Origin of the sequence: Longimicrobium sp. (genome assembly GCF_036399935.1) — a bacterium.
Taxonomy (GTDB): Bacteria; Gemmatimonadota; Gemmatimonadetes; order Longimicrobiales; family Longimicrobiaceae; genus Longimicrobium.
Map to the genome: position 1 here is coordinate 1 of NZ_DASWMD010000044.1, position 25,681 is coordinate 25,681.

23 protein-coding genes are annotated in these 25,681 nt (G+C 68.7%); 19 read left to right on the forward strand and 4 right to left on the reverse strand.

The window, feature by feature from the left end:
• Nucleotides 1-534: 534 nt before the first annotated feature.
• The 3 genes from VGB24_RS13680 to VGB24_RS13690 are packed head-to-tail and all read right to left on the reverse strand — an operon-like array spanning nucleotide 535 to nucleotide 3,400.
• Nucleotides 535-1,569: an ATP-dependent DNA ligase gene (locus VGB24_RS13680; protein WP_331073507.1), complete on the reverse strand. Its 1,035-nt coding sequence runs from the start codon at nucleotides 1,567-1,569 to the stop codon at nucleotides 535-537.
• Nucleotides 1,566-2,588, reverse strand: a complete 1,023-nt coding sequence (gene ligD / locus VGB24_RS13685) for a non-homologous end-joining DNA ligase (protein ID WP_331073508.1) — start codon at nucleotides 2,586-2,588, stop codon at nucleotides 1,566-1,568. The genes VGB24_RS13680 and ligD overlap by 4 nt, the downstream gene beginning before the upstream one ends.
• Nucleotides 2,585-3,400: a hypothetical protein gene (locus VGB24_RS13690; protein WP_331073509.1), complete on the reverse strand. Its 816-nt coding sequence runs from the start codon at nucleotides 3,398-3,400 to the stop codon at nucleotides 2,585-2,587. The genes ligD and VGB24_RS13690 overlap by 4 nt, the downstream gene beginning before the upstream one ends.
• 82 nt (nucleotides 3,401-3,482) lie before the next feature.
• Here VGB24_RS13690 and VGB24_RS13695 point away from each other — a divergent pair, with 82 nt between their 5' ends.
• The 14 genes from VGB24_RS13695 to VGB24_RS13760 all read left to right on the forward strand — a co-directional run bounded on the left by VGB24_RS13695 (nucleotide 3,483) and on the right by VGB24_RS13760 (nucleotide 19,132).
• Nucleotides 3,483-3,920, forward strand: coding sequence for a HigA family addiction module antitoxin (locus VGB24_RS13695; RefSeq protein ID WP_331073510.1), 438 nt, complete (start codon nucleotides 3,483-3,485; stop codon nucleotides 3,918-3,920).
• Between the two features lie 87 nt (nucleotides 3,921-4,007).
• Nucleotides 4,008-4,190, forward strand: a complete 183-nt coding sequence (locus VGB24_RS13700; protein ID WP_331073511.1) for a hypothetical protein — start codon at nucleotides 4,008-4,010, stop codon at nucleotides 4,188-4,190.
• A gap of 31 nt (nucleotides 4,191-4,221) precedes the next feature.
• A complete protein-coding gene (locus VGB24_RS13705; RefSeq protein WP_331073512.1) occupies nucleotides 4,222-6,852 on the forward strand; it encodes a M1 family aminopeptidase in 2,631 nt (876 codons plus the stop codon).
• 3 nt (nucleotides 6,853-6,855) lie between these two features.
• Nucleotides 6,856-7,314: a hypothetical protein gene (locus tag VGB24_RS13710; protein WP_331073513.1), complete on the forward strand. Its 459-nt coding sequence runs from the start codon at nucleotides 6,856-6,858 to the stop codon at nucleotides 7,312-7,314.
• A 68-nt stretch (nucleotides 7,315-7,382) separates the two neighbouring features.
• The gene (locus tag VGB24_RS13715; protein ID WP_331073514.1) at nucleotides 7,383-7,622 is read left to right on the forward strand and encodes a DUF433 domain-containing protein; all 240 of its coding nucleotides are present in this window, start codon (nucleotides 7,383-7,385) and stop codon (nucleotides 7,620-7,622) included.
• Nucleotides 7,623-7,988, forward strand: coding sequence for a DUF5615 family PIN-like protein (locus VGB24_RS13720; protein WP_331073515.1), 366 nt, complete (start codon nucleotides 7,623-7,625; stop codon nucleotides 7,986-7,988).
• Nucleotides 7,989-8,133: 145 nt separating this feature from the next.
• Entirely contained in the window at nucleotides 8,134-9,762 is a 1,629-nt protein-coding gene (locus VGB24_RS13725; RefSeq protein ID WP_331073516.1) for an N-acetylmuramoyl-L-alanine amidase, read from the forward strand.
• Complete coding sequence (locus tag VGB24_RS13730) at nucleotides 9,762-10,742, forward strand: NAD(P)H-quinone oxidoreductase (RefSeq protein WP_331026075.1); 981 nt, start codon at nucleotides 9,762-9,764, stop codon at nucleotides 10,740-10,742. Before VGB24_RS13725 ends, VGB24_RS13730 begins: the two co-directional genes overlap by 1 nt.
• Nucleotides 10,743-10,876: 134 nt before the next feature.
• Complete coding sequence (locus tag VGB24_RS13735) at nucleotides 10,877-11,566, forward strand: DUF1707 SHOCT-like domain-containing protein (protein WP_331073517.1); 690 nt, start codon at nucleotides 10,877-10,879, stop codon at nucleotides 11,564-11,566.
• 74 nt (nucleotides 11,567-11,640) lie between these two features.
• Nucleotides 11,641-12,891, forward strand: coding sequence for a GGDEF domain-containing protein (locus tag VGB24_RS13740; protein ID WP_331073518.1), 1,251 nt, complete (start codon nucleotides 11,641-11,643; stop codon nucleotides 12,889-12,891).
• 728 nt (nucleotides 12,892-13,619) lie between these two features.
• A complete protein-coding gene (locus VGB24_RS13745) occupies nucleotides 13,620-16,508 on the forward strand; it encodes an FAD-binding and (Fe-S)-binding domain-containing protein (protein ID WP_331073519.1) in 2,889 nt (962 codons plus the stop codon).
• 103 nt (nucleotides 16,509-16,611) lie between these two features.
• A complete protein-coding gene (locus VGB24_RS13750; protein WP_331073520.1) occupies nucleotides 16,612-17,667 on the forward strand; it encodes a ParA family protein in 1,056 nt (351 codons plus the stop codon).
• Nucleotides 17,668-17,670: 3 nt separating this feature from the next.
• The gene (locus tag VGB24_RS13755; protein WP_331073521.1) at nucleotides 17,671-18,375 is read left to right on the forward strand and encodes a hypothetical protein; all 705 of its coding nucleotides are present in this window, start codon (nucleotides 17,671-17,673) and stop codon (nucleotides 18,373-18,375) included.
• 133 nt (nucleotides 18,376-18,508) lie between these two features.
• Nucleotides 18,509-19,132 (forward strand): hypothetical protein, encoded by a 624-nt coding sequence (locus VGB24_RS13760; RefSeq protein ID WP_331073522.1) that lies wholly within the window; start codon nucleotides 18,509-18,511, stop codon nucleotides 19,130-19,132.
• A 26-nt stretch (nucleotides 19,133-19,158) separates the two neighbouring features.
• Here the strand turns inward: VGB24_RS13760 and VGB24_RS13765 are convergent, their stop codons facing one another.
• Nucleotides 19,159-19,374 (reverse strand): hypothetical protein, encoded by a 216-nt coding sequence (locus VGB24_RS13765; RefSeq protein WP_331073523.1) that lies wholly within the window; start codon nucleotides 19,372-19,374, stop codon nucleotides 19,159-19,161.
• Nucleotides 19,375-19,574: 200 nt separating this feature from the next.
• Here VGB24_RS13765 and VGB24_RS13770 point away from each other — a divergent pair, with 200 nt between their 5' ends.
• The 5 genes from VGB24_RS13770 (at nucleotide 19,575) to VGB24_RS13790 (ending at nucleotide 25,674) form a co-directional block, all read left to right on the forward strand.
• A complete protein-coding gene (locus tag VGB24_RS13770) occupies nucleotides 19,575-19,835 on the forward strand; it encodes a hypothetical protein (RefSeq protein ID WP_331073524.1) in 261 nt (86 codons plus the stop codon).
• An 89-nt stretch (nucleotides 19,836-19,924) separates the two neighbouring features.
• Nucleotides 19,925-20,473, forward strand: coding sequence for a hypothetical protein (locus tag VGB24_RS13775; protein WP_331073525.1), 549 nt, complete (start codon nucleotides 19,925-19,927; stop codon nucleotides 20,471-20,473).
• Nucleotides 20,474-20,579: 106 nt separating this feature from the next.
• Complete coding sequence (locus VGB24_RS13780) at nucleotides 20,580-21,851, forward strand: hypothetical protein (RefSeq protein ID WP_331073526.1); 1,272 nt, start codon at nucleotides 20,580-20,582, stop codon at nucleotides 21,849-21,851.
• A 68-nt stretch (nucleotides 21,852-21,919) separates the two neighbouring features.
• Complete coding sequence (locus VGB24_RS13785; RefSeq protein ID WP_331073527.1) at nucleotides 21,920-23,560, forward strand: amidohydrolase; 1,641 nt, start codon at nucleotides 21,920-21,922, stop codon at nucleotides 23,558-23,560.
• A gap of 188 nt (nucleotides 23,561-23,748) precedes the next feature.
• The gene (locus tag VGB24_RS13790) at nucleotides 23,749-25,674 is read left to right on the forward strand and encodes a hypothetical protein (protein WP_331073528.1); all 1,926 of its coding nucleotides are present in this window, start codon (nucleotides 23,749-23,751) and stop codon (nucleotides 25,672-25,674) included.
• Nucleotides 25,675-25,681 lie beyond the last annotated feature (7 nt).

Consider the following 25,681-nt stretch of genomic DNA (forward strand, 5'->3'; position numbering starts at 1 on the left):
CCACGATGAACCGCATCCGCTCGTCCATGGGATTCGTTTCCAGCCAAGGCACGGCTCGCCTCCTGAAGGGGGTTGCCATGCACGTTAACTGTCAACGATCCTCCCGGTTTAGATTGTCAACAATCTACCCGGTTTGTACCCGCGGGTGGCCCCTCCCCCGGCCCCTCCCCGCATGCTGCGCATGCGGAGAGGGGAGAATTCGACTGCGCTTCGGCTGGCTTCGCCGCATGCTGCGGGAGCCCCCTCCCCCCGGCCCCCTTCCCCCGCTGCGCAGGGTAGGGGGAGACCTGAATCGCGCTTCGGCCGGCCCCGCGCGCGCTACTGGCTCCCTTCCCCCGCGCGGTTTGCGGGGGAAGGGTTGGGGATGGGGGGCGCCAGCCCGAGCACCGGGCTTGGCTGGTCGCGCCAGAGTCGAAGTGTACCCCCTCGCCCACGCTGTTTGTGGGAGAGGGTGGCACGCGTGTCAGCGCGGCCGGGTGAGGGCCCCGCGGCAGCCGAGGCCACGCACACGGAATACGCTCACACCTGTTTCAGCTACCCAGCCAGCAGCCGCAGCGACGATCGGCCCGCCACGCCGAGCTGCGCGTACGTGCACTGCTCCGGCGCCTTGTCGGGGCGCCAGCGGACGAACTTGGTCCCGTGGCGAAACCGGCCGCCGCTCATGTGGTCGTAGCCCACCTCCACGACCAGTTCGTGTGCCAGCGATTCCCATTCGGTGGACCGCTCGTTCATCCGCGTCCACCGGCTGGGGCCTCCGGGCGCGGAGCCCGTGAAGCCGGGCGGCCCGCGCAGCGCCTCCAGCCGCGGCGTCAGCGCTTCGCGCTCCTCGCGGCTCATCGCCGAGCAGAACCCCACGTGGTTCAGGAGGCCCTGGTCGTCGAACAAGCCCAGCAGCAGCGATCCGACGATCGGCTCCTTTTGCGCGTAGCGAAACCCGCCGACGACGCAATCCACCGTGCGGACGTTCTTGATCTTCACCATCCCCGTGCGCTCGCCGGACAGGTACGGCAGGTCCAGCCGCTTCGCCATCACCCCGTCCAGCCCCCGCTCACCCTGCTCCAGCCACGCGCGCGCCTGCGTTTCGCTGCAGCTGGCGGGCGACAGGCGCACGGCCCCGCCGAAGAACTGCCCCGCGAACGCCTCCAGCTTTTCCCGCCGCTCGCGCAGGGGGCGGTCCGTCAGGGGGCCGCCGCGTGCCCCCAGCAGCAGGTCGAAGCCCACCATGATCGCGGGATGCGCCGCCGCCAGCTTGTTCACGCGGCTGGCCGCCGGGTGCAGGCGAAGCTGAAGCTCCTCGAACGAAAGCGCGTCACCCACGGGAACGACGATCTCCCCGTCCAGGACGAAGCGGTTGGCGTTCAGCCCGCGGAGCGTGTCGACCACGTCCGGGAAGTAGCGGCCCAGCGGCTTGCCGGCCTTGGAGCGGAGCTCCACCTCGTCGCCGTCGCGGAACGCCAGGCAGCGGAAGCCGTCCCACTTGGGCTCGTACTGCCACTCGTCGCCCGTCGGCAGCTCGTCCCACTGCTCGCTCTCGGCAACGGGAAAGTCGGTGGCGATCGGCAGGTTCACAGCAGCCCCGCCAGGTCGAAGCGTCCACGCTTCTGCGTCAGCGGCTTCCACAGGTCTCCCGTCTTCGCCAGCCGCGCCGGGGCGTTCCGCAGGTCGAAGGCCGCCAGCTCGACGCCGCCCTCCACTTCCTCCCACGTCACCGGCATGGAAACCGTCGCTCCCGGCTTGGCGCGAACGGAGTAGACCGAGGCCAGCGTGCGGCCCCACGCGTTCTGGTTGTAGTCCACGAGCACCCGCCCGTGCGGCCGCTTGGCGACGCGGTACTCCGCCGTGACCAGCGCGGGATCGATCTTTTCCATCGCCCGCGCGAACTCCTTGGCGAAGCTCCACACCTGCTTCTGCGTGGGCCCGTGGACGATGGGCACGTACACGTGGATCCCGCTGGACCCCGTGGTCTTGGCATACGACGTCATCCCCAGCTTCCGCAGGTTGTCGCGCACCATCAGCGCCGTCTGCCGCACCTTCGCGAAGTCGGCGCCGGGAACGGGGTCCAGGTCGAAGTGCAGGTAGTCCGGCCGATCGGTGTCGTCGCAGCGGGAGTACCAGGGGTTCAGGTCGATGCATCCCAGGTTCACCAGCCACAGCAGCGACGCCAGGTTGTTGACCATGGGAAAGTCGATGACGCTCGCCGACGCGTGCTCGATGGAGCAGGTCTTCAGCCACGAAGGCGCGTTCTCGGGCGTGCGCTTCATGAAGAAGAACTTGCCGTTCCACCCGTTGGGATAGCGCTTCATCACGATGGCGCGGTCCACTAGGTGGGGCAGCAGGTACGGCGAAACGGCGACGTAGTACCGCAGCAGGTCGCCCTTGGTGATGCCCAGCTCGGGCCAGAACGGCTTGTGGAGGTTGGTGAGGTTCACCGCCCTCCCGCCGACGCGCACCTCGCACGCCTTGCCCTTCTGGGGGATGATGTCGGGGGTGGCCTCGGCGTCGGGAACGCTGGTGGTGACGGGCCTGGACCGCGGGGCCGCCCGGGGCTTGGCGCGGGGAGCGGCGGCGTGTGCGGCGCGTGGCGTCATGGGGCGGATTTCTTCCACGATCGAGGTGAAAGTTTGGGCGGGCGCCTGCCGGTGCGCACCGCGCCCAGCACGGGCGCGTACTCCAGTTCGGGCCCGTCGGCGGCGGCGCGCAGCATCAGCCCGCCCCGGCTCATGTCGCCGCGCCCCACGAAGTCCACGGGAAACAGCAGCCGCTCCCCGAAGATCCCCGCCAGCACGTCGACGTACTTGCCGGATGCCACGCTTCCCAGCAGAACGAATGCCGTTCCCGGCCCGGCCGCCTCGTTCAGCGCCCGCGCGTGCTCTTCCAGAGGGCCGCGGTAGCCGGCGTTGGTCACTGATACGTCACCCTGGTCGGCGAATTCGCGCAGCACGGAAAGCGGGATGGGTGACTCCGGGGGCACCAGGCCGCGCGTCGGCGTGATCACGAGCGCGCCCGGCAATCCCGCCGGCGGCGCGGCGAAGGCGCGGGAGTAGGCGATCTTGCCGCGGAAGTACAACCCGCTCAGAAAGCTGAACACATCGCCCAGCGGGGCGCCGCCCGGCTCCCGCAGCTTCTGCGCGAGCGGAAAGGAGGCCGCGTCGCGCATCACCATCTGCCCGCGCTTGCCCCCGCAGTACGCGGGCGACAGCAGGAAAATTCGAGGAAAGTCCATACGGTCGCAGCCGAGCAGAACGCGTGCCGGGCTGTGCACCCCGTTCACATCCCGCCACGCGTGGTACCAGTTAAGTGCATGGGGTTGCGCCGGATGGATACAGGCCACAACGTTGCGCGGCCAGCCGTCCACGGTGCTACGCGGGGACAGGTTCGAACAGTACAGCATCCGGATCAACGCTCAGTATCGTGTCTGCTTTCGTTGGGAAGAAGGGGGCGCGGGGGGCGTTGAGATCGTCGACTACCACTGACGAGGAGCCATGATGGCCATCAAACGACACTCACACCGGACGGCGGCGGCCGAAAGCCTGAGCAAGCACATCCACCACATGCTCCCGATCGGTAGGGCTCCGAGTTCCCCGGGTGAGATGCTGCTGCACGAATTTCTTGAGCCGACGGGGATGATCCAGGTCGAACTAGCTAAGCGGATCGGCGTGTCGTACCCGCACGTAAATGAGTTGGTGAACGGAAAGCGAAGCCTCACGCCCGACACCGCTCTTCGGCTTGCGCGGCTATTCGGAGTCAGCGTGGAGTTCTGGATGACGGGGCAGATGCTGTGGGACATGTGGCACGTGATCTACTCGCCCGTGGCCGCTGACATCGAGAAGATCGAGCCGATGTGGCCAGAGATGGACGAGGCGGATATCGAGGAAGAAGACGAATTCGTCGCCGCGTCCGAGCAGACGGCTACCGACTGATCTACGGGCGCCGTGCCGCTTGTCCCCCGGCGCGGCGCGCCTCTAACTTGCGATCTCCCTTCCGCGCCCCCCTGCCCGGAGCGTTGCATGGCCTTCTACATCCGCCCGCAGTCCCCTCGCGGCGCCACGCTGGGCGTTGCGTTCGTCCTGTGGCTGGTGGGAGCGCTGGAGATGCTCGCGGGTATCCAGCTGCCGTGGGAGTTGGGGCGATGGGCACTCCTGCTCGCCGGCGCACTGTTGATCCTGGGCTGCATGCTCAAGGGCCTGTGAGGCGGATGCGCAACTCAACGTTGGACTGACGATGATCTCCCGAAGTGCCTTTCTCCTCCTCGCCCTCGCGATGCTGTCCGCCGTGCCCCCGCTCGCGGCGCAGGCCGCCGCGCCGCCTGTGGGCGAGATGATGAGCCCCGGCGTGTCCGCCGCGCTGGCGCGGCACCGTGCGGCCACGCTGCGCGACGTGCGCTATCGCCTGGAGCTGGACGTGACGCGCGATTCCGCCGCGTCGGGCCGGGTGGCGGCCACGTTCACCCGTGCCGGGGATGCGGGCGACCTGGTGATCGACTTCCGCGGCCCGTCGCTGGGCGCGGTGACGGCGAACGGGCGGACGGTGGCGGACCGGGAGTGGAGGAACGGGCACCTGCGCATTCACGCACGGCACCTGCGCGCGGGCGAGAACACGGTTACGGCCGAGTTCACGGCGCGGATCGCGGCATCGGGCGCCAGCATCATCCGCTTCAAGGACGACGCGGACGGCTCCACGTACCTGTACACGCTGCTGGTGCCGGCAGACGCCAATCAGCTCTTTCCCTGCTTCGACCAGCCGGACCTCAAGGCCCGCTTTACCATCGGCATCACCGCGCCGCGGGAGTGGCAGGTGCTGGCGAACGGCGCGGCGACGGGCGTGGAGCCGGTGGGTGAGGCCCGGCGCTGGTTCTTTGCGGAGACGGACCCCATCAGCACCTACCTGGCTGCCTTCGCGGCGGGGCCGTGGAAGGTGTGGCGGCCGGAGTCGGCCGGGGGCGTGGGCCTGTTCGCCCGGGCCAGCCGCGCCGCGGAGGTGGAGGCCGACACGCTGATCGCCGTCAACCGGCGCGCGGTGGCGTGGCTGGAGCGCTACTTCGGCGTGCCGTATCCGTTCGACAAGTTCGACATGCTGCTCGCGCCCGCCTTTCCGTTCGGCGGGATGGAGCACGTGGGCGCCATCTTCTACAACGAGAACCAGTTCATCTTCCGCGAGGCGCCCACCCTCGGCCAGCAGATCGGGCGCAAGTCCACCATCTACCACGAGGTGGCGCACCAGTGGTTCGGCGACCTGGTGACCATGCGCTGGTTCGACGACCTGTGGCTGAAGGAGGGCTTCAGCACCTACATGGCCGCGCGGATGCAGGACGAGCTGGACCCGGAAAGCGAGGCGTGGAAGACGTTCTACCTGCGCAACAAGCCGCTGGCCTACGGAACGGACCAGACCTCGGGCACCACCCCCGTCTGGCAGGACCTGCCCAACCTGGACCTGGCGAAGAGCAACTACGGCCCCATCGTCTACAACAAGGCGCCGTCCATCATCAAGCAGCTGAACTTCCTGGTGGGCGATTCGGCGTTCCAGGCGGGGCTCACGCGCTTCCTCACCCGCCATGCGTACGGCAACGCGACGTGGCGGGACCTGCTGGATGCGCTGGAGGAGACGTCGGGAACCAGCCTGGACGCGTTCGGCGAGCAGTACATCCAGCGCGCCGGAATGCCGGTGGTGCAGCCGCGGATGGAGATCGTGGACGGGCGGATCACCGGCCTGACGCTGCACCAGCGCCCCGCCCGCGACCTGGCCGGCGACCCGGGCGGATGGTGGCCCGGGCGCGTGCTCGTACGCCTGGCGTACCACGACGAGGAAGACAGGGTGATCCCGGTGACGTTCACCGGCGAGGTGACGCGCGTCGCGGCGGCCGAGGGGCTGCCCGCGCCCGACTACGTGTGGAGCAACGAGGGCGACTACGGCTACGGCCTGTTCCTGCTGGACTCCGCGAGTGCGTCGTACGTGGCGGAAAACATTGGGCAGGAGGAGGACGGGCTTCGGCGCGCGATGCTCTGGGGCGCGCTCTGGGACGAGGTGCGCGAGGGGCGGATGGACCCGGCGGCCTTCGCCCGGACGGCCATGCGCGAGCTGCCGCGCGAGCGCGACGAGCAGATCGCCGGGCTGAACATGGGCCGCGCCTGGACGGCGCTCTCGGCGTACCTGCCGGAGGACCGCGCCGCGCCGCTGATGGGCGATTGGGAGCGGCTGCTGCTGGCGCGCTCCGAAGACGGATCGCTGACCTACGGGGCACGCAAGGCCAGCCTCGACATGCTGGCCGGCACGGCGCGGACCGCGTTCGGGCGCGGGCTGCTGCTGGAGTTCCTGGCGGAGACCCGCACGTTCGAGGGCGGCGCGATCAAGCAGCCGACGCGCTGGTCCATGGTCGAGCGGCTGATCGCGCTGGGAGAGCCCGGCCCGCAGGTGCTGATCGATGCCGAGGCCGCGCGCGACACCACCCCCGAAAGCCCGCGCCGCGCGTTCATCGCCGCGGCGGGTATCCCCACGGCGGAAGCGAAGGCGGGGTACTTCGCGCGGTTCCTGGACGATCCGCGGCTGAACGAGGAGTGGGTGACGGCGGCCACGGGCCCGTTCAACACGCCGCTGCATTCCGGGCTCACGCTCCAGTACCTGCGTCCCTCGCTGGACCGCCTGGAGTGGGTTCGCGACAACCGGCGCATCTTCTTCCTTCCGCGCTGGATCAGCGCCTTCGTCGGCGGGCACGACGGCCCCGAGGCGCTGGCCATCGTCGACCGCTTCCTGGCCGAGAACCCGGCCCTGCCGATCGACATCCGCCGCAAGGTGCTGCAGTCGCGGGATGAGCTGGAGCGGACGGTCCGCGTCCGCACGTCGGCGGCGGCGCGCTAGCGGATGTCGCTGCTCGCGACCTGGCTGACGACGTTCGGGGTGGCGCTGCTCAGCGCCCTGGTCCCCGTGGTGAACATCGAGATCTACCTGCTGGGCGCTTCGGCTCTGGCTCCGTCCGCCTTCATGGTGCCGCTGCTGATCGCGGCCACGGCGGGGCAGATGCTGGGTAAAACGGCGATGTACTACATGGGAATGGGCGCGCTGAAGCTGCCGGGGACGCGCTGGAAGGTGGCGATGGAAAAGGTGAACAGCCACATGGAGCAGCACCCCCGGATGGGCGGCGCGCTCGTGTTCGCCAGCGCGAGCGTGGGGCTCCCGCCGTTCTACATCATGAGCGTCGCGGCTGGCGCGGCCCGGATGAACCTCGCCTGGTTCATCGTCCTGGGATCGCTCGGGCGCCTGGTCCGCTTCGGCGTGATCGTGGCCGTGCCGCAACTCGTCAAAGGCGGGTTCCATTTTTGAAGTAAGCGACGAGTGTGGCTCGCAGGGCTACGGGGTCGATTCACCATTGATTGGCAGCGGAGGATGCGATGAACTGGCGCGAATACGTTCACTCAGATCCAGCCGTCCTCACCGGCAAGCCCGTCGTTCGTGGGACGCGCTTAGGCGTTGATTTCCTTCTGGAACTCTTTGCGGCGGGGTGGACCTCCGACGAAGTCCTGGCATCCTATCCGCAACTCACGTCGGACGCGATTCGGGCCGTATTTGCGTTCGCTGCGGAGTCGATGCGCGAGGAATCGTTCTACGCTGTTCCTCTGGGAGCGCGGTGAATGCGCTTCCTCGTGGACGAGAACGTTGCCCGCCCTACGATCCTTCTCCTGCGCGCGGCTGGGCATGACATCGAGTCGATGTCGGAACTCGCTCCCGGCACGCCAGATGAGGCGGTCCTGCAGCGCGCCCGGCTGGGTGGACAGGTCCTCATTACGTTCGATAGGGACTTTGGCGAACTAGTCTACGGTCGCGGGGCGCCGGTGCCGGCGGGGATCATCTATCTACGCCTGCGGGGCGCGATGCCAGGGCCCATCGCCTCGATCCTCATCAACCTGATCGACAGCCCAGATATTGAACTCGTCGGACGATTCACGGTGGTCGATCCCGAAAAGGTACGGCAGCGCGCACTGATTCGGCCCCGCTGAACAGTGCCGGACGAGCAGTGCAGGCGGTGAATCCACCAATATCCAACACAGCTTGCCCGCAGATTGCAGTAGGGGGCGGGTGAGATGAAACGCGCGGGGGAGTGGCTGCTCCCCCGCGTTTCACAACCGTCCCGATACTGCCGTGATGGATCGCATCTTCGCGCCCCTGGCGCTTGCCGCGCTGCTGGCCGCCTGCACCCCCGGTGCACCGGCGACCGGTCCCACGCCCGATCCCAGGCCCCACCCCACGCCGGGGAGACCCGCCGCCCCGCGCGCGCTGGAATACCAGCCGATCAGCCCGGCCCTGCCGCCCATCCCGGAGGCGAACGGCGCGCTGAACATCCGCGTGATCCATCCCACGCCCACGCAGGGCCGGCCGCGAGTGGATTCGACCTTCATCTACGGCTCCGTCGGCAGGGGCGGCGTGGCGCTGGAGATCAACGGCGTGCCCGTTCCCGTGGCCCGCAACGGCGCGTTCATCGGCTACCTGCCCACGCCGAGCGATGGCGTGTGGCGTCTGCGCGCGATGGCCGACGGGCAGGAAGACACCGAGCAGGTGGCCTACGCGGCCCCCTCCGGCGGCGGCGCGGCCACACCCGCCACTCCGTCGCAGAACGCCGTTTACAGCCGCGCGCGGCTGGGCACCGTCACCGGTGGGGCCGACACGCTGGCCACCGGCAGCGACGCCATCTACGCCCGCCCGACGCCGACCGGCTCCTACCGCTGGTTCTTTCCGCGCGGCGCCCGGCTGAGCGTGCTGGAGCGGCGCGGCAACCAGTACCGCGTGCAGCTCGACGGCGCGACCGAGGCGTGGGTGGATGCCGAGAACATCGGGCTGGCGGATACGACCGCCACGCCGCCGGATGCCACCCCGATCGCGGCCGCGCGCGTCGTTCGCTCCGGGCAGAACCTGGACGTGAGGGTGGCGGCGCGCGGGCGGCCGTTCCTGGTGGAGACGTCCGAGACGGGGGCGACGATCACCGTCTACGGCGCCAGCAGCGCGCAGGCGCGCAGCGAGGCCCCGGCGGATGCGTGGTACCGGGGCGCCACGACCACGGCGGCGGGGGCATCGACGCAGTACGCGCTGCAGCTGGCGAGCGCGCCCTGGGGATACAAGGCGTGGTACGAGGGTGATGGAACGCTGGTGGTGCGCGTGCGCCGGCCGCCCGCCATCGATCCCGCCAATCCCCTGCGCGGAAGGCGGATCGTGATCGACCCCGGCCACCCGCCCGCGGGCGCCACCGGGCCCACCGGCCTGTACGAGGGCGACGCGAACCTGGCGATTGCGCTGCCGCTGGCGGAAAAGCTCCGCGCCGCCGGCGCCGAAGTCATCATGACGCGCACGAACCGCGAGGGAATGGTCAGCTCCACCCAGTCCGGGCCGGAGCTTCGCGCACGGGTGGCGCTCGCCGTCCAGCGGGATGCGGAGATGCTCATCTCCGTGCACAACAACGCGTTCGGCGAGGGAGCCAATCCGTTCCGCGCGCACGGCACCAGCGTGTACTACTTTCACCCGTTCTCCGCGGCGCTGGCCCGCGCGCTGGACCGCGAGATCGTGGGGGTCACGCGCATTCCCGACATCGGCGCGCGGGTGAGCAACCTGGCGCTCGCCCGGCCCACGTGGATGCCCACCGCGCTCACGGAATCGCTGTTCATGCCCATCCCGGAGCAGGAGGCTGCGCTGCGCAATCCCGAATTCGTGGAGCGCCTGGCCGACGCGCACCTCCGCGGCATCGAGGCGTTCCTGCGCGAGCGCGCGGGCGGGGCTCGCTGATGAAGGCGCTCGTCATCACCAAGCCGGGCGGGCCCGAAGTCCTGGAGATGCAGGACCGCCCGGTCCCGCAGCCCGGGCCGGGAGAGATCCGCGTAAAGGTGCACGCCTCCGCGCTCAACCGGGCAGACCTGCTGCAGCGCCGGGGCGCCTACCCCGCCCCGCCCGGCGCCCCGGCCGACATCCCGGGGCTGGAGTACGCCGGCGAGGTGGACGCGGTGGGCGAGGGCGCCGGGCTGTGGGCCGTCGGCAACCGGGTGATGGGGATCGTGGGCGGCGGCGGGCACGCGGAGTACGTGGTGGTGCACGAGCGCGAGGGCATCCGCATTCCCCAGAACCTGGAATGGGAGGACGCGGCGGCCATCCCCGAAGCGTTCCTGACCGCGTACGACTCCCTGTTCCGCCAGCTGGACCTGACGGTCGGCGAGCGGGTGCTGATCCTGGCCGTCGGCAGCGGCGTGGGGACGGCGGCGGTGCAGCTGGCCAGCGCGGCGGGTGCCACGGTGATCGGCACGTCGCGGACGGCGGCCAAGCTGAAGCGCGCGGCCGAGCTGGGGCTGGAGACGGGCGTCGACACCTCGCGCGAAGACCTGGCCGAGGCGGTGAACCAGGCCACCTACGGCAGCGGCGTGCACGCGGTGCTGGACCTGGTGGGCGGCAAGCTGCTGGAGGCGTCCCTGCGCGTGGTCGCCCTGCGCGGCCGCGTCGTCGTCGTCGGCACGACGGGCGGCTCCAAGGTGGAGGTGGACCTGGGACTGCTGCTGCGCCGGCGCATCCACCTGTTCGGCACCGTGCTGCGCAGCCGGCCGCTGGAGGAAAAGATCGCCCTGGCGCGCGAGTTCTCCAACGCGGTGATCCCGCTGATCTCGGCGGGGCGCATCAAGCCCGTGGTGGATTCCGTCTTCCGCTTCGACCAGGTGGCCAAGGCGCAGGCGCGGATGGAGGCCAACGAGAGCTTCGGGAAGATCGTGCTGACGTGGTAGGGGCCGGGGGATGGGGATCGGGGGCCGGCGCATCTGAAACTTCCCGTCCGGCGTTTCGTTCGCCATCTTGTTGTTGCGTACCGGGCTTCGCTCGAGGCTCGGTGCAGATCGTTCCCTCGCAGGTGAGTGAGTCCATGTCCCAGCCCAGTTCCGTTCCCGTACCGCTGGAGCGGACGCGTGAGCAGACCATCCAGCAGCTCTGCCAGCACTACGCGGTCGACAACCTGACCGACGCGGGGCTGGAAGAGCGGCTGGACCGCGCGCACGCCGCGGGTTCGCTCGAAGAGCTTCGCTCGCTCGTGTCGGACCTGCCCGTGCTGCACTCGGCGCAGAGCGTGGCCACCGCGCAGTCGCCGGCATACGCGCCCGCGGAGCTGGGGTCGTACAACGCCGACTCGCAGATCATCGTGGGGATCATGGGTGGCGCCGAGCGCAACGGCGCCTGGTCGCCCGCCAGGATGACCACCGTGATCGCCGTGATGGGCGGGGTGGAGCTGGACCTGCGCGAGGCGCGGTTCGCGCCCGGGGTGACGGAGATCAACATCCTGGCGATGATGGGCGGCGCGAACATCGTGATTCCGCCCGGCGTGCACCTGGACATGAGCGGCGTCGCCATCATGGGCGGCTTCACGCAGAAGGGGCACACCGAGGCGCCGGGCGACGGCAGCGCGCCCATCCTGCGCATCGGGGGCTTTTGCCTGATGGGCGGCGTGGAGGTGAGCGTGCGCTACCCCGGCGAAAAGGCGAGCGACGCCAAGCGCCGCGAGCGCCTTTCGCGCGAAGCCGCCAAGCTCGCCTCCGGCCGCCGCAGCCTGGGCTCGTAGCTCCGCCCCCATCCGACGGCCAGGGCACGCCCCGTCCCTGGCCCGTTCCACCCTCCCCGCGTTTCCCGCCCGACATGACACCCGAGGACATCGGCGCACTCATCTCCACCATCGGCCTGCTGACCCAGGCCGGCGGCGCCGTTCTGATGCTGGTGCTGTTTTCCGTGCTGCTGCGGGCCAACCAGCGCCGGCCGTACTTCGCGTACTGGACGCGCGGCTGGGCGGCACTCGTCGCCGCGCTCGCCGGCGTCGGCATCCTCTACCTGCTGCCGGTGCTGCCCACGGGTGATCCCACGCCGATCGTGCGTGCGGCCGGGGTGATCTACCAGGTGGGCAAGCTGCTGTTCATCGCCTACCTGGTCGGGGGAACCCTCAACTACCTGCTGGGGCTGGACCCGCTCCGGTTCCGCCGGGTGGCGCTCCCGTCCGCGCTGGGGTTCGCGCTGGTCACTTCGCTGATCCCGGGGCTGGACCTGAACTACGTGATGCTGATGCAGGCGCCCGTGGTGGTCGCCGCGTTCGGCGCGTGCTCCCTGCTCTTCCTGCGGCTGCCCCGGTCGCGCGCGACGCTGGGCAGCAGGGCCATCGGCGTGGTGTTCGGGAGCATCGCGGGGCTGTGGGCCCTGTACGGCGTCGCGCTGGCGATGGTGAAAATTTACGGCGTCGCGGGCGTTGCGCGGCCGCTGAACTTCGTGCTGCAGTACAACAGCTACTTCGATCTGCTCGCCCAGATGCTGCTGGGGTTCGGGATGGTGGTGGTGCTGCTGGAGGATGCCCGCCGCGAGGCCGACGATGCGCGCGCGCAGCTGGCGGTGGCGCACGACCACCTCCGTCGCGTGTCGCTGTACGATCCGCTCACCGGCGCCCTGAACCGCCGGGCGTACGACGAGGGCGTGGGATTGGAGGCGGTGGGCGCGCGCTTCGGGACGGCGCTTGTGATGGACATGGACAACCTGAAGTCCATCAACGACACCTACGGCCACGCCGCGGGCGACGACCTGCTGCGGCGCACGGTGGAGACGCTGCGCAAGTCCGTCCGCCCGCTGGACCGCGTGTACCGGCTGGGGGGAGACGAGTTCCTGGTGCTCTTTCCCGCGGCGCGCGTGGAGGACGTGATGCCGCGGATCCGCGCGGCCCTTCGCGAGGCGAACGAGGCGCTGGATGCGGGGGAGCGCGAGCGCTTGGCGATCGAAGCCAGCATGGGAGCCGCGGATTTCGGTGGTCTGGAGGACCTGCCCGCCGCCGTCCACCGCGCCGATCAGGCCATGTACGAGGAAAAGGCGCGCAACCGGGCCGTGGCTCCCGCGCGGGTACCCGTGGCGTAGCCCAGCGCAGGAGCCGGTGAACCATCCCGCCGAGGCCCCGGCCCAAGAGCGGGTGAACCCGCCGCTCGGAAAGCGGTAAGCCCCGGCCCGGGCCGCTGTCGCGTCCCGTCCGGGGCTTCAACCACACCTGCACCTCGCCTGCCGCGGTCAGGTCGAACGCGCGCCGGCATCTCACACGGTCGCGCCACGGACTCCAACACACATCCAGGCAAGTCAGTCCGCGCAGGCGGACTTCGTGTGTTTGTTGCAGCGGTTTCAACCGCCCGTGCAGGGTCCGGGTCCCACACTGACGTGCCCGCTGCCGCGCCCAGGCTGAAAGGTGTCCGCGGTTAGATCCTTCGGCCCGCGAAGCCTGTGCTGCGGGCAAGTTTGGCGCGCCTGGGCCTCAGGATGACAGGATTTCGCGCGTGACTCGGGCGGTTTCGCGTCTGTCCAGGGTTTCGCGCGTGACTCGGCCGGTTTCGCGTCTGTCCAGGGTTTCGCGCGTGACTCGGCCGAAGCGCGATCGAATTCTCCCTTTCCCCTGCGAAGCGGGGGAGAGGGCCGGGGAGAGGGGGCTGCCGCGGCATGCACCGGCAGTCAGTCGAACCTCACCGGAACCGACGTTCTCCCCTCTCCGCACAGCAGTACCGTGCGGGGAGGGGCCGGGGTGGGGCGCCCGGCACGCATCCCGCAGCATGCACCGCGATCCATCGCCGGCCAGCCGTCATCCACACAGCCCAGTCCTGATGCTCGTCATTCAGCCCGACGCAAAGGGAGCCCGCCTGGAGCGCGCCCTCAAGGAGCGCATCCGCGGCGAGGTTCGCTTCGACGCCAAGTCGCGCCTGCTCTACAGCACCGACGCCTCGCTCTACCAGATCCTCCCCGTGGGCGTCGTGGTGCCCCGCGACGCGCAGGACGTGCAGAACGCGGTGCGGCTGGCGGCGGAAAACCGTGTGCCCGTGCTTCCGCGCGGTGGCGGGACGGCGCTCGCCGGGCAGACCGTGGGGCCCGCCCTGGTGCTGGATTTCGGCAAGTTCATGAACCGCGTGATCGACATCGACCCCGACCGCCGGCGTGCGCGCGTGCAGCCCGGCGTGCGGCTGGATCGGCTGAACCGCGCCGCGGCGCCGCACGGGCTCACCTTCGGGCCGGACCCGGCCACCATCCGCCAGTGCTGCCTGGGCGGGATGATCGGCAACAACTCGTGCGGCGCGCGGTCCCTCGTCTATGGTAAGACGGGCGACCACGTCCACTCGCTGGACTGCGTGCTTCACGACGCCGGCGCCGCGCACTTCGGGCCCGTGGGGCGCGACAGCGTCGAGGGGATGGCGGGCGTGGAGGGCGAGTTGGCGCGAAAGGTCCTGGGGCTGCTGGAGCCGGAGCGCGAGCGCATCCTTTCGCGGTATCCCAAGGTGCCGCGGCGCGTGTCGGGCTACAACTTCGACGCCATGCTCGAGGCGCCGGAGCTGAACCTGGCGCACCTTGTCGTCGGGTCCGAGGGAACGCTGGCCACCGTCGTGGAGGCGGAGCTGGGGCTGGTGCCCGTGCCCCCGCATCGCGCGCTGGTGCTGCTGAGCTTTCGCGAGCGGTTCACGTCTTTCGACGCCACGCCGCACATCCTGGACGAGGCCGGCCTTTCCGCGCTGGAGATCGTGGATTCGCGGGTGATGCAGGGCGCGCGCGAGCTGCTGGACTTCCGCTCCACGGCGCTGATGGCATCGCCAGACGCGCTGGGCGTGCTGTTCTGCGAGTTCAGCGGGGAGACGGCGGACGAGGTGGCGGAGCTGGCCCACGACTTCGCGCGGCGCGCGCCGGGGCTGCCGGGCAGGCCCACGCCGGCCGTCTACCTTTCCGCGCGGGAGCAGACGGCCGCGTGGGCGCTGCGCCAGGCCGCGACGGGGCTGCTGTATCGCACCACGGCGCATCGCGACATCAAGCCGCAGGAGTTCGTCGAGGACACCGGCATCGCGCCCGAAAAGCTGGGCGCCTACACGCGGCGCTTCGAGGAGATCGTCGCGCGCAACGGCACCACGCTGGGCTTCTTCGGGCACGCCGGGCAGGGGTGCCTTCACATCCGCGTGGACCTGAACCTCAAGCGGGGCGAGGACGTCGGGCGGATGCAGTCCATCGCGCACCAGGTGGCGGAACTCGTGGTGGAGTTCGGTGGATCGCTTTCCGGCGAGCACGGCGACGGGCTGGCGCGCAGCGAGTTCCTGCCCATCATGTTCGGGCCGGAGATCATGGAGCTGCATCGGCAGGTGAAGCGCGCGTGGGACCCGGAAGACCGCATGAACCCGGGGAAGATCGTGCCGCCCGTGCAGCGGATGAGCGAGAACCTGCGCTTCGGCGAGGCGTATCGCGCGCATCCCCCGCAGACGTGGTTCGACTACTCCGAGGACGGCGGCGACTACGCCGTGGCGGTGGAGAAGTGCAACGGCATGGGCGTCTGCCGCAAGCTGGACGCGGGGACCATGTGCCCGTCGTTCATGGTGACGCTGGAGGAGCAGCACAGCACCCGCGGCCGGGCGAACGCGCTGCGCGAGGCGATGACGGGCAGCCTGCCGGGAATGCGCAGCAAGGAGGTGCTGGAGTCGCTGGACCTGTGCCTGCAGTGCAAGGGGTGCAAGACGGAGTGCCCCGTGGGCGTTGACATGGCGCGCTACAAGGCCGAGTTCCTGGCCCAGCACCACCGCGAGCACGGGGTGGACCGCAAGGCGCAGTTCTTCGGGCGCATCCACGACGTGGCGCGCGCGGCGTCCATCGCGCCAGGGTTCGCCAACTTCGGCAACAAGGTGCTGTCGGGGATGATCAAGCGGATGGGCGGCATCGACCCGCGCCGCGACATGCCCACCTTCGCGCCGGAGCCGTTCCGCCGCTGGTTCAAGCGCCGCCCCCAGCCCGCCGCGGCCGATCGCCCGAGGGTGATCCTGTTCGACGACACCTTCAACGGCTTCTTCGGCACCGAGCCGCTGAAGGCCACCGTGACGGTGCTGGAGCGCGCCGGCTTCAACGTGCAGCTGCCGAAGCAGCAGGTGTGCTGCGGGCGCGCGGCGGTGAGCAAGGGGCTGCTGGACCACGCGCGCGACCTGCAGGCGACGCTGCTGAACACGCTGGCGCCGGAGGTGGAGGCCGGCGCGTGGATCGTGGGCGTGGAGCCCAGCTGCATCCTCACCCTGCGCGACGAGCTCCCCGACCTGGTGCGCGACCCGCGGACCAAGTCGCTGGCCGCGGCGTCGGTGACGCTGGAGGAGTTCCTGGCCAGCCTGCCGGACTGGAAGCCGGGCCGGCTGGACGCGCGCGCCGTGGTCCACGGCCACTGCCACCAGAAGGCGCTCGTCGGCATGGAGCCCACGCGCCAGGTGCTGAGCCGGGTGGAGGGGCTGGAGTTCGAGATCCTGGACAGCGGATGCTGCGGGATGGCGGGCTCGTTCGGCTACGAGGAAGGCCACTACGACGTGAGCAAGGCCTGTGGCGAGCGCGTGCTCTTCCCGGCCGTCCGCGGCACCTCGGCCAATGACCTGGTCGTCGCCCCCGGCTTCAGCTGCCGCCACCAGATCGCCGACTTCTGCGACGGCCGGCGGTCGGTGTCCACGCCGGAGCTCCTGGCGATGGCCGGGCGAATGAATAGCACATAGCCTAGGCAGGGCCGCCGGATCACTGCATCTGCGTTGCGTTCTCGCCGAGCGCGCGCTATGCTAGCCGCCGGACTGAGCCGCCACTTCTCATTGAGGGCACCAAATGACGAAGATCATCACGCTCTACAACCACAAAGGTGGCGTCTCCAAAACGACCACGACGTTTAATCTAGCTCATGCTCTCGCAGAGGCACGAGGAAGACGCGTACTAGTCGTGGATGCTGACCCCCAATGCAATCTCACGGAGTTGGTTCTTTCGCGTGTTATCGAGGAACTGGACGCCAAAGAAGGCATTGGTGCACATACGGAGCTTCCGGGCAGTACCATCACTGATGCGCTCAACCCCCGGCTCACCGGAGAACGTCCTGACGTTGACGTTAACGCCATTGTTTTGGCAACCGCCGATGAGAACTTTCCTGTGTTTTTACTGCGCGGCGACATTAGCCTTAACGAAGCCGAAGACAAATTATCTTATGCGCACAGTCAAAGGTTGACAAGCGACTTACATCAGCGCCGAAGCTACGTTGCAATCCATGACATGCTTCGCCGATTAGGAGACCTCCATGAACTCGACTACATCCTTGTTGATGTCGGTCCGAGCGCGGGCGCGCTCACGCGCAGCTTCTTCTTGTCATGTGATGCTTACTTAGTCCCTGTCGCACCCGATCGTTTTAACTTCCAGGCCATCGGGTCCTTGTCAGAAATTCTGCGCAAGTGGATTACGGAGCACCGGATGATTGTCGATGACTTTCGGAAGTTGAAGTTGAATGTATCCGAAGGCCAGCCTCAACTGCTGGGCTTGGTCGTTCAGCGGTTTCAGCGACATGCCGGAAAACCAAAGCCTGGTTTCCGTGTTTGGATGGACCGAATTCCGCAGCGCGTTCGGGAGGAGCTTGTTCCGAAGCTTATCGCAGCTACGGGCACTCAGGATGTTATTGCCGGCGCATGCCTCTCCAATCCGACTGCTTCAGAGATTCCGGACTTCGCGAGCCTAGGCCCAATGATGCTTACGTTTGCAAAGCCCGTGTGGCGTTTGACAAAGGAAGAGACTGAATGGCAAGGCAAAGTATGGGATGACCGAAAGGAGGAGATTGAGAGATTCCGCGACCGCTTCTTTCGGCTGGCGGCTTATGTCGACGACACTCTTGCCGGAGCATGATCCGTGGCTGAGATGCACTACGCTGTCACCGCGTTTTTAGACATCCTCGGATTTGGCGCGATGGTAGAACGCGACAGCCGTGCCGCTGTGCCCGTCCATCTCCCGAAGATCTTGGAGGTGACAGACGCAGTACACCAGACGTTCGCCGGCTCCGGGGTGGAACTGCGCGTGTTCTCAGATTCGATTATCATCTCAGCCTCACTCAATCCCGATGCGATTCTAGCGTTGATCCAAAGTTGCGCTAACCTCCAACGGCTTTTTCTTGAGCGCTGCGTACTACTGCGCGGCGGAATTGCGTTCGGGAAGCATTATGAGGATGAACGTGTTCTTTTTTCATCATCGTTAATCGGAGCGTACCTGCTCGAAAGCAAACGGGCCCGGTTCCCTCGAATTCTTATAGATAGTAATACGCTTGATTACTTCTGGAATGACCCCGATACGGGAGACGCGCAACGGGGGACACTATCGGAACTTCTACTCCGTGACCGTGACGGTGAGATATTCCTGAACTACGTTAGTAACGCCTTTATTCCCGCACACGAGACTCTGATCCGGGACTACGCCAAGACTGTTGGACTGCAGCAAGGAACGGTGCTGGAAAAAATCCAATGGCTCTTCGACTATCATAATCATGTAGCGAGGTTGGCCGGCCTTCCAGAGTCTTCGCCGGAAGGTCTCCCGCTGGGCTTTACCCCGTACCCCGATTGAGCAGCCGACGTTGCGAGGTAATCGCGTCGAGGCAATCTTGAGCGTCCCCACGGATTCGGTTATCTTTCGGCAGTGGGCATTTACACGCTCACGATAGCCGATGGGGAGACCCCACCTTGGTGGAGAAATACGGATGAGCAACTCTGATGTGCTTTTCTCGACGTACGATCTTGACGACGTGCTCCGCAGTCAGATGCGCGAGGTGCACGACCGTGTGCTGCGGTTGAGCAATTCTCATTTTTCGGCATCCTCGGACGACGAACTGGCTGACCGGATAGTAAGGGAGTTGACCATTGAGCCCATCCACCTGGACGAGGAGGGAATCTCCGTCTCGCACAGGGAGGATAAGGTCGACGTAAGTCAGGATTTCCGCCGCGCTGTTTATGACCGTAACAAACCAGCGTACGTTGACGGGATCCGAGTCACGTTCCATGTCCCGTTCACCGGCGAGAAGAAACTGTTTTCGTGCCGACCGAATCCTTACTCAATGCGCGCGCCCCATGCAGTCGTCGGAAAAAACGAACTCGCCTTCAGCTATGCACAACCGGGACGGGACATTGCGAACCTGAAGCCGACGTTCGAGGACGAGTTCGCCCGTGCTAAGGAGTGGACTTCGAGGGTGAATCAGCAGGTCGTCGCCTTCAACGGATCGTTAGCGGACACCGCCCGTAGAAGCGTGGCCGAGCGAAGGCAAGTGGTGGCGCACACTGAGGACCAAGTAAATGCACTAGGGTACAAAATCCGCCGGCCTAAGTAGCTCGCCGCCGACCAACGCCGTTACCCTTAGCGGGGTGTCGAGTTACTCACCGCCCCGACCGCGTTCCGTAGGTCATCCGCGAACTCCAGCACAGCCTCCGCCACCAGCACATCCATCGATAGCTCGTCCGACGACACGTGCCGCGCGAGCTTGATCGTGGAGTAGGCGATTGCCTCGAACGCGCCGAAGCGGTCTGACAGCATCTCCAGCAGCCGCGCGGGTGAGGCTCCCGTCGTGTTCATTGCATCCTCCTCGTTGCTTGCGCCTCCGGCGGAGGATGCCTATCGTGTAGACATCCCAGCTGCCTCGCGGCGGGTGGATTCTAAGGGCAGTCGCGAACTCTTGGCGGGGTGAGCGGCTGCCCTTCGGCTTAGGGTGTATATGTAATGTGTAAGCGGATGATTGTCAACTACCCTGCTCTACGCATCAAAGGGAGACGCGTGTGGCCAGCCCGGAGCGAATCCAGAAGGTCGTTCGGGAAGTAATCCAGGAGAGCGAGCTTCCGCGTACCTTGCTCGCGCGTGACGCGGAACTGAGCCGCGCTGCGCTCGAAGCTTGGGTAGTAGGGGCGCGCACTCCGCAATCCGAAAGCGTTGAGCAACTCGCGAATGGACTGATGCGACGCGCGAATCAGTTGCAGCACCTCGCCGTACGGCTGCTTGCGCTTCGGGAGCAGATGAACGAGGCTGGCGAACAAGCGTAGGGCAGATAAGTAGACGGGCCCTGTCTACCGACGCAACGCCAGGGGAGGGCGAATCGGATGGAAGGACGGTACTTTATGAGGTGCCGCTGATGAATCGGACTCTTCGCCGGGTGCTTCTCGCGGCCGTTGCCGCCGCGGGCGCCTGCTCCTCCTCCGAGGCCCCGCGCGACTCCGGCGGCGCCCCGGCCGACTACCGCGGCGCAACCATGCCAGGCTTTCGCACCTCCCGGCTCCATTACAACGCCAGACGCGTCGGCGATGGGATCGAGATCCACATTCCGTACGTCTATCGCAACACGACCGGCGACTCGGTCTATTTTACCAACTGCAACGAGATCATCGTCCCATCTCTCGAGAAGCGGATTGGCGATACGTGGTCCTCGGTCTGGACCGGGGCTTCGCCCGCCTGCCGGAGCCTGCCCGTGGTCGTGCCACCGGGCGGAGAACGCATGGACACGGTTCAGGTGCTAGCGGCGCCGGACATGTATCCGGAGTTCAGAGTGGATGATATCGACGGCACGTACCGCCTGGTCTGGCACGGGGTGTCCCATCACGGCGACGTTCCCCCGCTCGCCACCCCGCTACCGCAGGAGGAGCGCACGTCGAACGAGTTCACGTTGTCCGCCCCGCAAAAGTAGCCCACCGGGCGCACGATCAGCGCGCCATTGTGGTGAGGCGAGTGCCGCACCCGTATACTACCTGTCTCGCCGGCGGTCCCCTCCTCCCGCAGCAGGAACCACTCGCATGAAAGTCCTGCTCCCCCTGCTGCTGTGCGCGGCCGGCTGTACACACGCCGCGCAGGCAGGCCAGCCCGCCCCCGAATCCGCGCCCGCCCGCTACCTGTACGTGTGGGCCGGCGACACCGACGAGAAGCACCAGGACTTCCTGGCGGTGGTCGACGTTCAGCCCGGCAGCGCCACCTACGCCCAGGTGATCGCCACCGAGCCCGTGGGGCTGACGGGTTCCATGCCGCACCACCTGGAGTACGAGCTTCCTGGATCCCACCGGCTGCTGTTCGCCAACGCGCACCACCACGAGCAGATCCTGCTCTTCGACACCCGGCAGGCGGAGCGGCCGCGGCTGGCCCGCTCGCTGCCGCCGCCGGCGCCGCTGCGCTACCCGCACGACTTCTACCGGCTGCCCAACGGCAACGTGCTCGTGGGCTACCTGCGCAGCGAGGGTCCCAGTCCGGAGCCGGGCGACACCACCATGCCGGGCGGGCACGGCGGAATCGCGGAACTCGACCCGGAGGGCCGCCCGCTCCGCACCGCCAGCGCGGCGGACCCGGCCTGGACCATTCCCATCCGCCCCTACGCCTTTGCGGTGCTCCCCGAAGCGGACCGGCTGGTCACCACCAGCGCCGGGATGATGGAGCACAGCAGCGCCGACGTGGTGCAGGTCTGGCGGCTCTCGGACCTCGCGCTGCTCCACACGCTGGCCGTGCCCCCCGCCCGGCGACAGGACGGTAGCGTGCTGCAGAACGGGCACGAGCTGCCCTTCGAGCCGCGGGCGATGCCAGACGGGAGCGTGCTGCTGAACGCGTTCGGGTGCGGCCTGTATCACCTGACGGGCATCGGCACGGACGCGCCGCGGCTCCGGAGCGTCTACACGGTCGAGGTCACCGGCGTGCCGGCGGACCGCAGGGCCGCCTGCGGCATTCCGGTCGTGGTCGGCCCCTACTGGGTGATGCCGGTGGGCCGGATGAACATGCTGGTGACCCTGGACGTGCGGGACCCCGCACGCCCCGTGGAGGTTTCGCGGCTGGTGGCGGATACCCTCTTCAGGCCGCACTGGCTGGCGAAGGACCCGGGCTCGCAGCGGCTGATCGTGGGCGCGGAGACCCGGGGCGAGGAGCGCATGCTCATGGCGCGGGTGGATCCCGCCACCGGGCGCCTGTCGTGGGACGAGTCGTTCCGATCGCGGGACGGCAGCCTGGGCGTGAGCTTCCGCCGTGAGCGCTGGCCGCACGGCGACACCGGCGAAGCCTTTGGGCACGCGGCGCTATTCCGGCCCTGAGGCACGATCTCGCGCACTCGTCCCGGGGGCACAGCACCGAGACCCCGTCCGCCTTACCGGAGACTTCCTTGACCCTCTCCCGCAGCACCGCGTGCCTGGCGCTCTCCGCCGCTATTTCGATCCCCGCCGCAGCGCAGTGCGGTGCGGCAGCGCCGGACCTCATTCTGACCGGAGGAAGGGTCTTCACCGCCGATTCCACGCGCCCGTGGGCCCAGGCGCTCGCCATCCGCGGCGAGCGCATCGTGGCGGTGGGCACCAGCGAGCAGGTGGAGCGGCTCGCCGGCCCAGGCACGCGCCGCATTGCGCTGGGCGGACGCGTGGTCATCCCCGGCATCAACGACGCGCACGAGCACGTGCCCGACGTGGCACTGCCCGGCGCGTTCCGCACCGGCCCCTCGCCCACGCCGAATCCCGAGCTCGCGCCGGTGCTCGACTCCATCCGCGCGCTCGCTGCGCGCACGCCGCGGGGAACGTGGATCCAGACCACCATCGGCCTGCGGATGCTGAACGACCCGGCCGCGCGCCGGGCCGCGCTGGATTCCGCGGCGCCGCATCACCCGGTGCTGCTGTGGACGTGGTGGGGGCACGGTGCCGTGGCCAACGGACCGGCGCTGCGCATGCTGGAAATCGCGGACGACGCGCCCGATCCGCCGGGGGGCTGGTACGAGCGCGACGCCGAGGGGCGCCTTACGGGACGCATGGACGAGTACGCCGAGTACGGCGCGCTCCGCCGGCTGTACTCGTTCCTCCCCGACACCGCGCTGGTGTCCAGCCTGCGCCGCTTCGCGGACGAGTCGCTGCGGATGGGCGTCACCACCGTGCAGAACATGGCGAGCAACGCCGAGCCCGCCCAGACGGTGCGGGTGTTCCGCGCGGCGGCGCTTCCCATCCGGGTGCGGCTCATCCGCTGGCCCATTCCCTCGGCCACCGGCCGCCTGGAGCGGGAGTGGGACGCGGCCGACCCGCACCCTGGGCCGAGGGTGACGGTATCCGGGCGCAAGTGGGTGATCGACGGCACGCCCCTCGAAGAACTGGCGCTGAGCCGCACGCCGTATCCGGGCCGTCCCGGGTGGCACGGCCGCCTGAACTTTCCGCTGGATACCGTGCGCTCCATCCTTGCCGAAGCGCTCCGGCCCGGCGCGCCGCAGCTTCACCTGCACGTGGTGGGCGACAGCGCGACCAAGCTGGTGCTGGCGCAAATGGAGGCGCTCGCGCCGGCTTCGGCGTGGCGGGCGCGGCGGGTGCGCCTCGAGCACGGGCGCGGGATCGTGGGCACGCAGGTAGACCGCGCCCGGCGGCTGGGGATCATCATCGCCCAGCCACGGGCGGGCGCGCCGCTGGCCACGTGGCGCGCGGCCGGCATTCCGCTGGCCTACGGATCGGACGGGGTGGCCAGCCCCTTCCACAACCTGATGGTCGCCACGTCGCCGTCCGACGCCGGGGAGGCGCTCTCGCGCGAGCAGGCGGTGACCATGTACACGCTGGGCGCGGCGTACGCGGAATTCGCCGAACGCGACAAGGGCAGGCTCGCGCCGGGAATGCTCGCGGACCTGGCCGTCCTGTCCCAGGACATCTTCACGGTCCCCGCCGAGGCGCTCCCCCGTACGGTGAGCGTGCTGACCATCGTCGGGGGCCGCGTGGCGTACCAGGCAGCCGGCTTCCCGGCGGCGGCGCCCAGAGCCGCGCGGATCAGCCGGCCTGAGCGGTGACGACCCGATGAATGCGGCGGTGGAGCGGGCGCGCGCCACGGTTCCGGAACTCGTCGCACGGCTGGACATCGCGTCGGGTGCGCGTGATGGCGCTTGCCCTACATATGGCGCGACGCCATTCATTCGCGACGATTGTTGAGCCAGCCGGCTTGATTGCCTCCGCTTCCACCCTCCGGGATCCACTCCCCATGGCCAATCCGAACTTCGCGGGAACCGTCCAGTCGGGCGGCACGGGCGCCGTCGCGCCCCTGCCGGGCTACACCGTCACGCTGTACCGGGCCACCCCGGGCGCCCCCACCCGCCTGGGGAGCGCCACGACGGGCGCGGACGGCAGCTTCTCCATCCCGCTCGAGGACGACGGGGCGGAGAGCATCCTGTACGCGACGGCCGTTCGGGAGGGGGCCGTCCTGGCGACCATCGTGGGGCCGCGGACCGGGGACGAGGCCGTGATCAACGAACTCACCACCGTGGCCGCGGCGTTCAGCATGGCGCAGTTCACGGACGGGACCTCGATCGCGGGAAGTGCGTTCGGGCTGCGCATTGCCGCGATGATGAACGACAACCTGGTCGATCCGCGGACGGGCGCGTCGTCGCGGGTGCTGCTGTCCCCGCCCAACGCCGACCAGACCAACGCGCTGCGCTCCACCCGCTCGCTGGCGAACCTGGTGGCGGCGTGCGTGCGCGGCGTGCCCGGCGCGGAAGACCGGCTGATGGAGCTCGCCACGCCCGGCGGCGGCGCCCGGCCCGGCAACACCTTCCAGGCGCTGGCGAGCATCGCCCAGCATCCCGCGAACAACGCGGGCGCGCTGTTCAACCAGTCGCAGGGGGTGCCCACGGTGTATTCGCCACCGCTGTTCAGCGCGCCGGATGCGTGGACGCTGGCCGTGAAGGTGAACGATTCCGGGGATGACGAGCGGATGTTCGGCGGGCCGGCCAACGTGGCATTCGACCGGAATGGCTACGCCTGGATCGCCAACAACGTGGTGCAGGGCACACCCAACTCGGGAAACTTCATCATCGTGCTCAAGCCGGACGGAACGCCGGCGGACGGCCGGGACGGGACGGCCAAGTCGCCGGTTTCCGGCGGCGGACTGATCGGGCCCGGCTGGGGCATCACCATCGCGCCGGACGGTAACGTGTGGGTGGGCAACTTTGGATGGGGCGATCCCGACACGCAGTACCCCGTGAACGGCACCGTGTCTGCCTTTGGTCCCGACGGCACGCCGCTGTCGGGGGACGCGGGCTACGGCGGCGGCGGCCTGGAGCGCCCGCAGGCCACCGTGGCGGACGCGGAGGGGAACATCTGGATGGCCAGCTTCGGGAGCGGCGACGTGGTGGTGTTTCCGGGTGGCGACCCGCAGAAGGCGGTTTCGCTGCCCAGTGGCGACGAGCCGTTCGGCATCGCCTTGAGCCCGGACGGCAGCGCGTGGGTTTCCAACAGCGGCGGCCTGGGGTGGCCCAAGGTGGACGCCGGGAGCGTTACGCGGTACCGCCTGGAGGACGGCGCGCTGACGCAGACGCTGGACGCCGTTCCGGTGGGCGCCGGGTGCAAGGTGATCGCGACGGATTCGCTGGGGAATGCGTGGCTCGCCTCGGGCGCCGACAGCACGGTGTACCAGCTGAACCCGGAGGGCGAGGTGGCCGGCGCGTACAGGGGCGTCGGCGGGATGGACGCGCCGTGGGGCCTTTGCGTGGACGGGGACGACCAGGTATGGGTGGGCAACTTTGGCGCGCTGGGGCTGGAGAGCGATTACACGTACGCCGGGCTCACCCGGCTGGCGGGCGCCAATCCCGCCACGCGTCCTGCGGGGCTGAACGCTGGCGACCCCATCTCTCCCCTCACCGGCTACACGCTCCCGAGCGCCGGGCAGCCCGTGCTGCTGCACGATGGCGATCCGGTCTACAAGGACGGAACGGAGTGCTACAGCCCGCTGATGCGCGCCACCAGCTGCCAGATCGACCAGGCGGGGAACGTGTGGGTGGTCAACAACTGGAAGCCGCGCTTCCGCACGAACTTTCCGCCCGACACGGGCAACCCGGGTGGTGACGGCGTCGTCATCTTCATCGGCCTCGCCAAGCCCCCCGCGTGGCCCTGGGCCGAGACATCCTCCTGAACCGGGT

Excerpts from the sequence above, each read along its gene's own strand:
- VGB24_RS13735 (WP_331073517.1), top strand. The coding sequence starts at position 10,877 with ATGTCCCAGCCCAGTTCCGTTCCCGTACCGCTGGAGCGGACGCGTGAG.
- VGB24_RS13730 (WP_331026075.1), top strand. The coding sequence starts at position 9,762 with ATGAAGGCGCTCGTCATCACCAAGCCGGGCGGGCCCGAAGTCCTGGAG.
- VGB24_RS13725 (WP_331073516.1), top strand. The coding sequence starts at position 8,134 with ATGGATCGCATCTTCGCGCCCCTGGCGCTTGCCGCGCTGCTGGCCGCC.
- VGB24_RS13705 (WP_331073512.1), top strand. The coding sequence starts at position 4,222 with ATGATCTCCCGAAGTGCCTTTCTCCTCCTCGCCCTCGCGATGCTGTCC.
- VGB24_RS13765 (WP_331073523.1), bottom strand. The coding sequence starts at position 19,374 with ATGAACACGACGGGAGCCTCACCCGCGCGGCTGCTGGAGATGCTGTCA.
- VGB24_RS13715 (WP_331073514.1), top strand. The coding sequence starts at position 7,383 with ATGAACTGGCGCGAATACGTTCACTCAGATCCAGCCGTCCTCACCGGC.
- VGB24_RS13780 (WP_331073526.1), top strand. The coding sequence starts at position 20,580 with ATGAAAGTCCTGCTCCCCCTGCTGCTGTGCGCGGCCGGCTGTACACAC.
- VGB24_RS13720 (WP_331073515.1), top strand. The coding sequence starts at position 7,623 with ATGCGCTTCCTCGTGGACGAGAACGTTGCCCGCCCTACGATCCTTCTC.
- VGB24_RS13750 (WP_331073520.1), top strand. The coding sequence starts at position 16,612 with ATGACGAAGATCATCACGCTCTACAACCACAAAGGTGGCGTCTCCAAA.
- ligD (WP_331073508.1), bottom strand. The coding sequence starts at position 2,588 with ATGACGCCACGCGCCGCACACGCCGCCGCTCCCCGCGCCAAGCCCCGG.
- VGB24_RS13700 (WP_331073511.1), top strand. The coding sequence starts at position 4,008 with ATGGCCTTCTACATCCGCCCGCAGTCCCCTCGCGGCGCCACGCTGGGC.
- VGB24_RS13760 (WP_331073522.1), top strand. The coding sequence starts at position 18,509 with ATGAGCAACTCTGATGTGCTTTTCTCGACGTACGATCTTGACGACGTG.
- VGB24_RS13790 (WP_331073528.1), top strand. The coding sequence starts at position 23,749 with ATGGCCAATCCGAACTTCGCGGGAACCGTCCAGTCGGGCGGCACGGGC.
- VGB24_RS13745 (WP_331073519.1), top strand. The coding sequence starts at position 13,620 with ATGCTCGTCATTCAGCCCGACGCAAAGGGAGCCCGCCTGGAGCGCGCC.
- VGB24_RS13740 (WP_331073518.1), top strand. The coding sequence starts at position 11,641 with ATGACACCCGAGGACATCGGCGCACTCATCTCCACCATCGGCCTGCTG.
- VGB24_RS13710 (WP_331073513.1), top strand. The coding sequence starts at position 6,856 with ATGTCGCTGCTCGCGACCTGGCTGACGACGTTCGGGGTGGCGCTGCTC.
- VGB24_RS13775 (WP_331073525.1), top strand. The coding sequence starts at position 19,925 with ATGAATCGGACTCTTCGCCGGGTGCTTCTCGCGGCCGTTGCCGCCGCG.
- VGB24_RS13695 (WP_331073510.1), top strand. The coding sequence starts at position 3,483 with ATGATGGCCATCAAACGACACTCACACCGGACGGCGGCGGCCGAAAGC.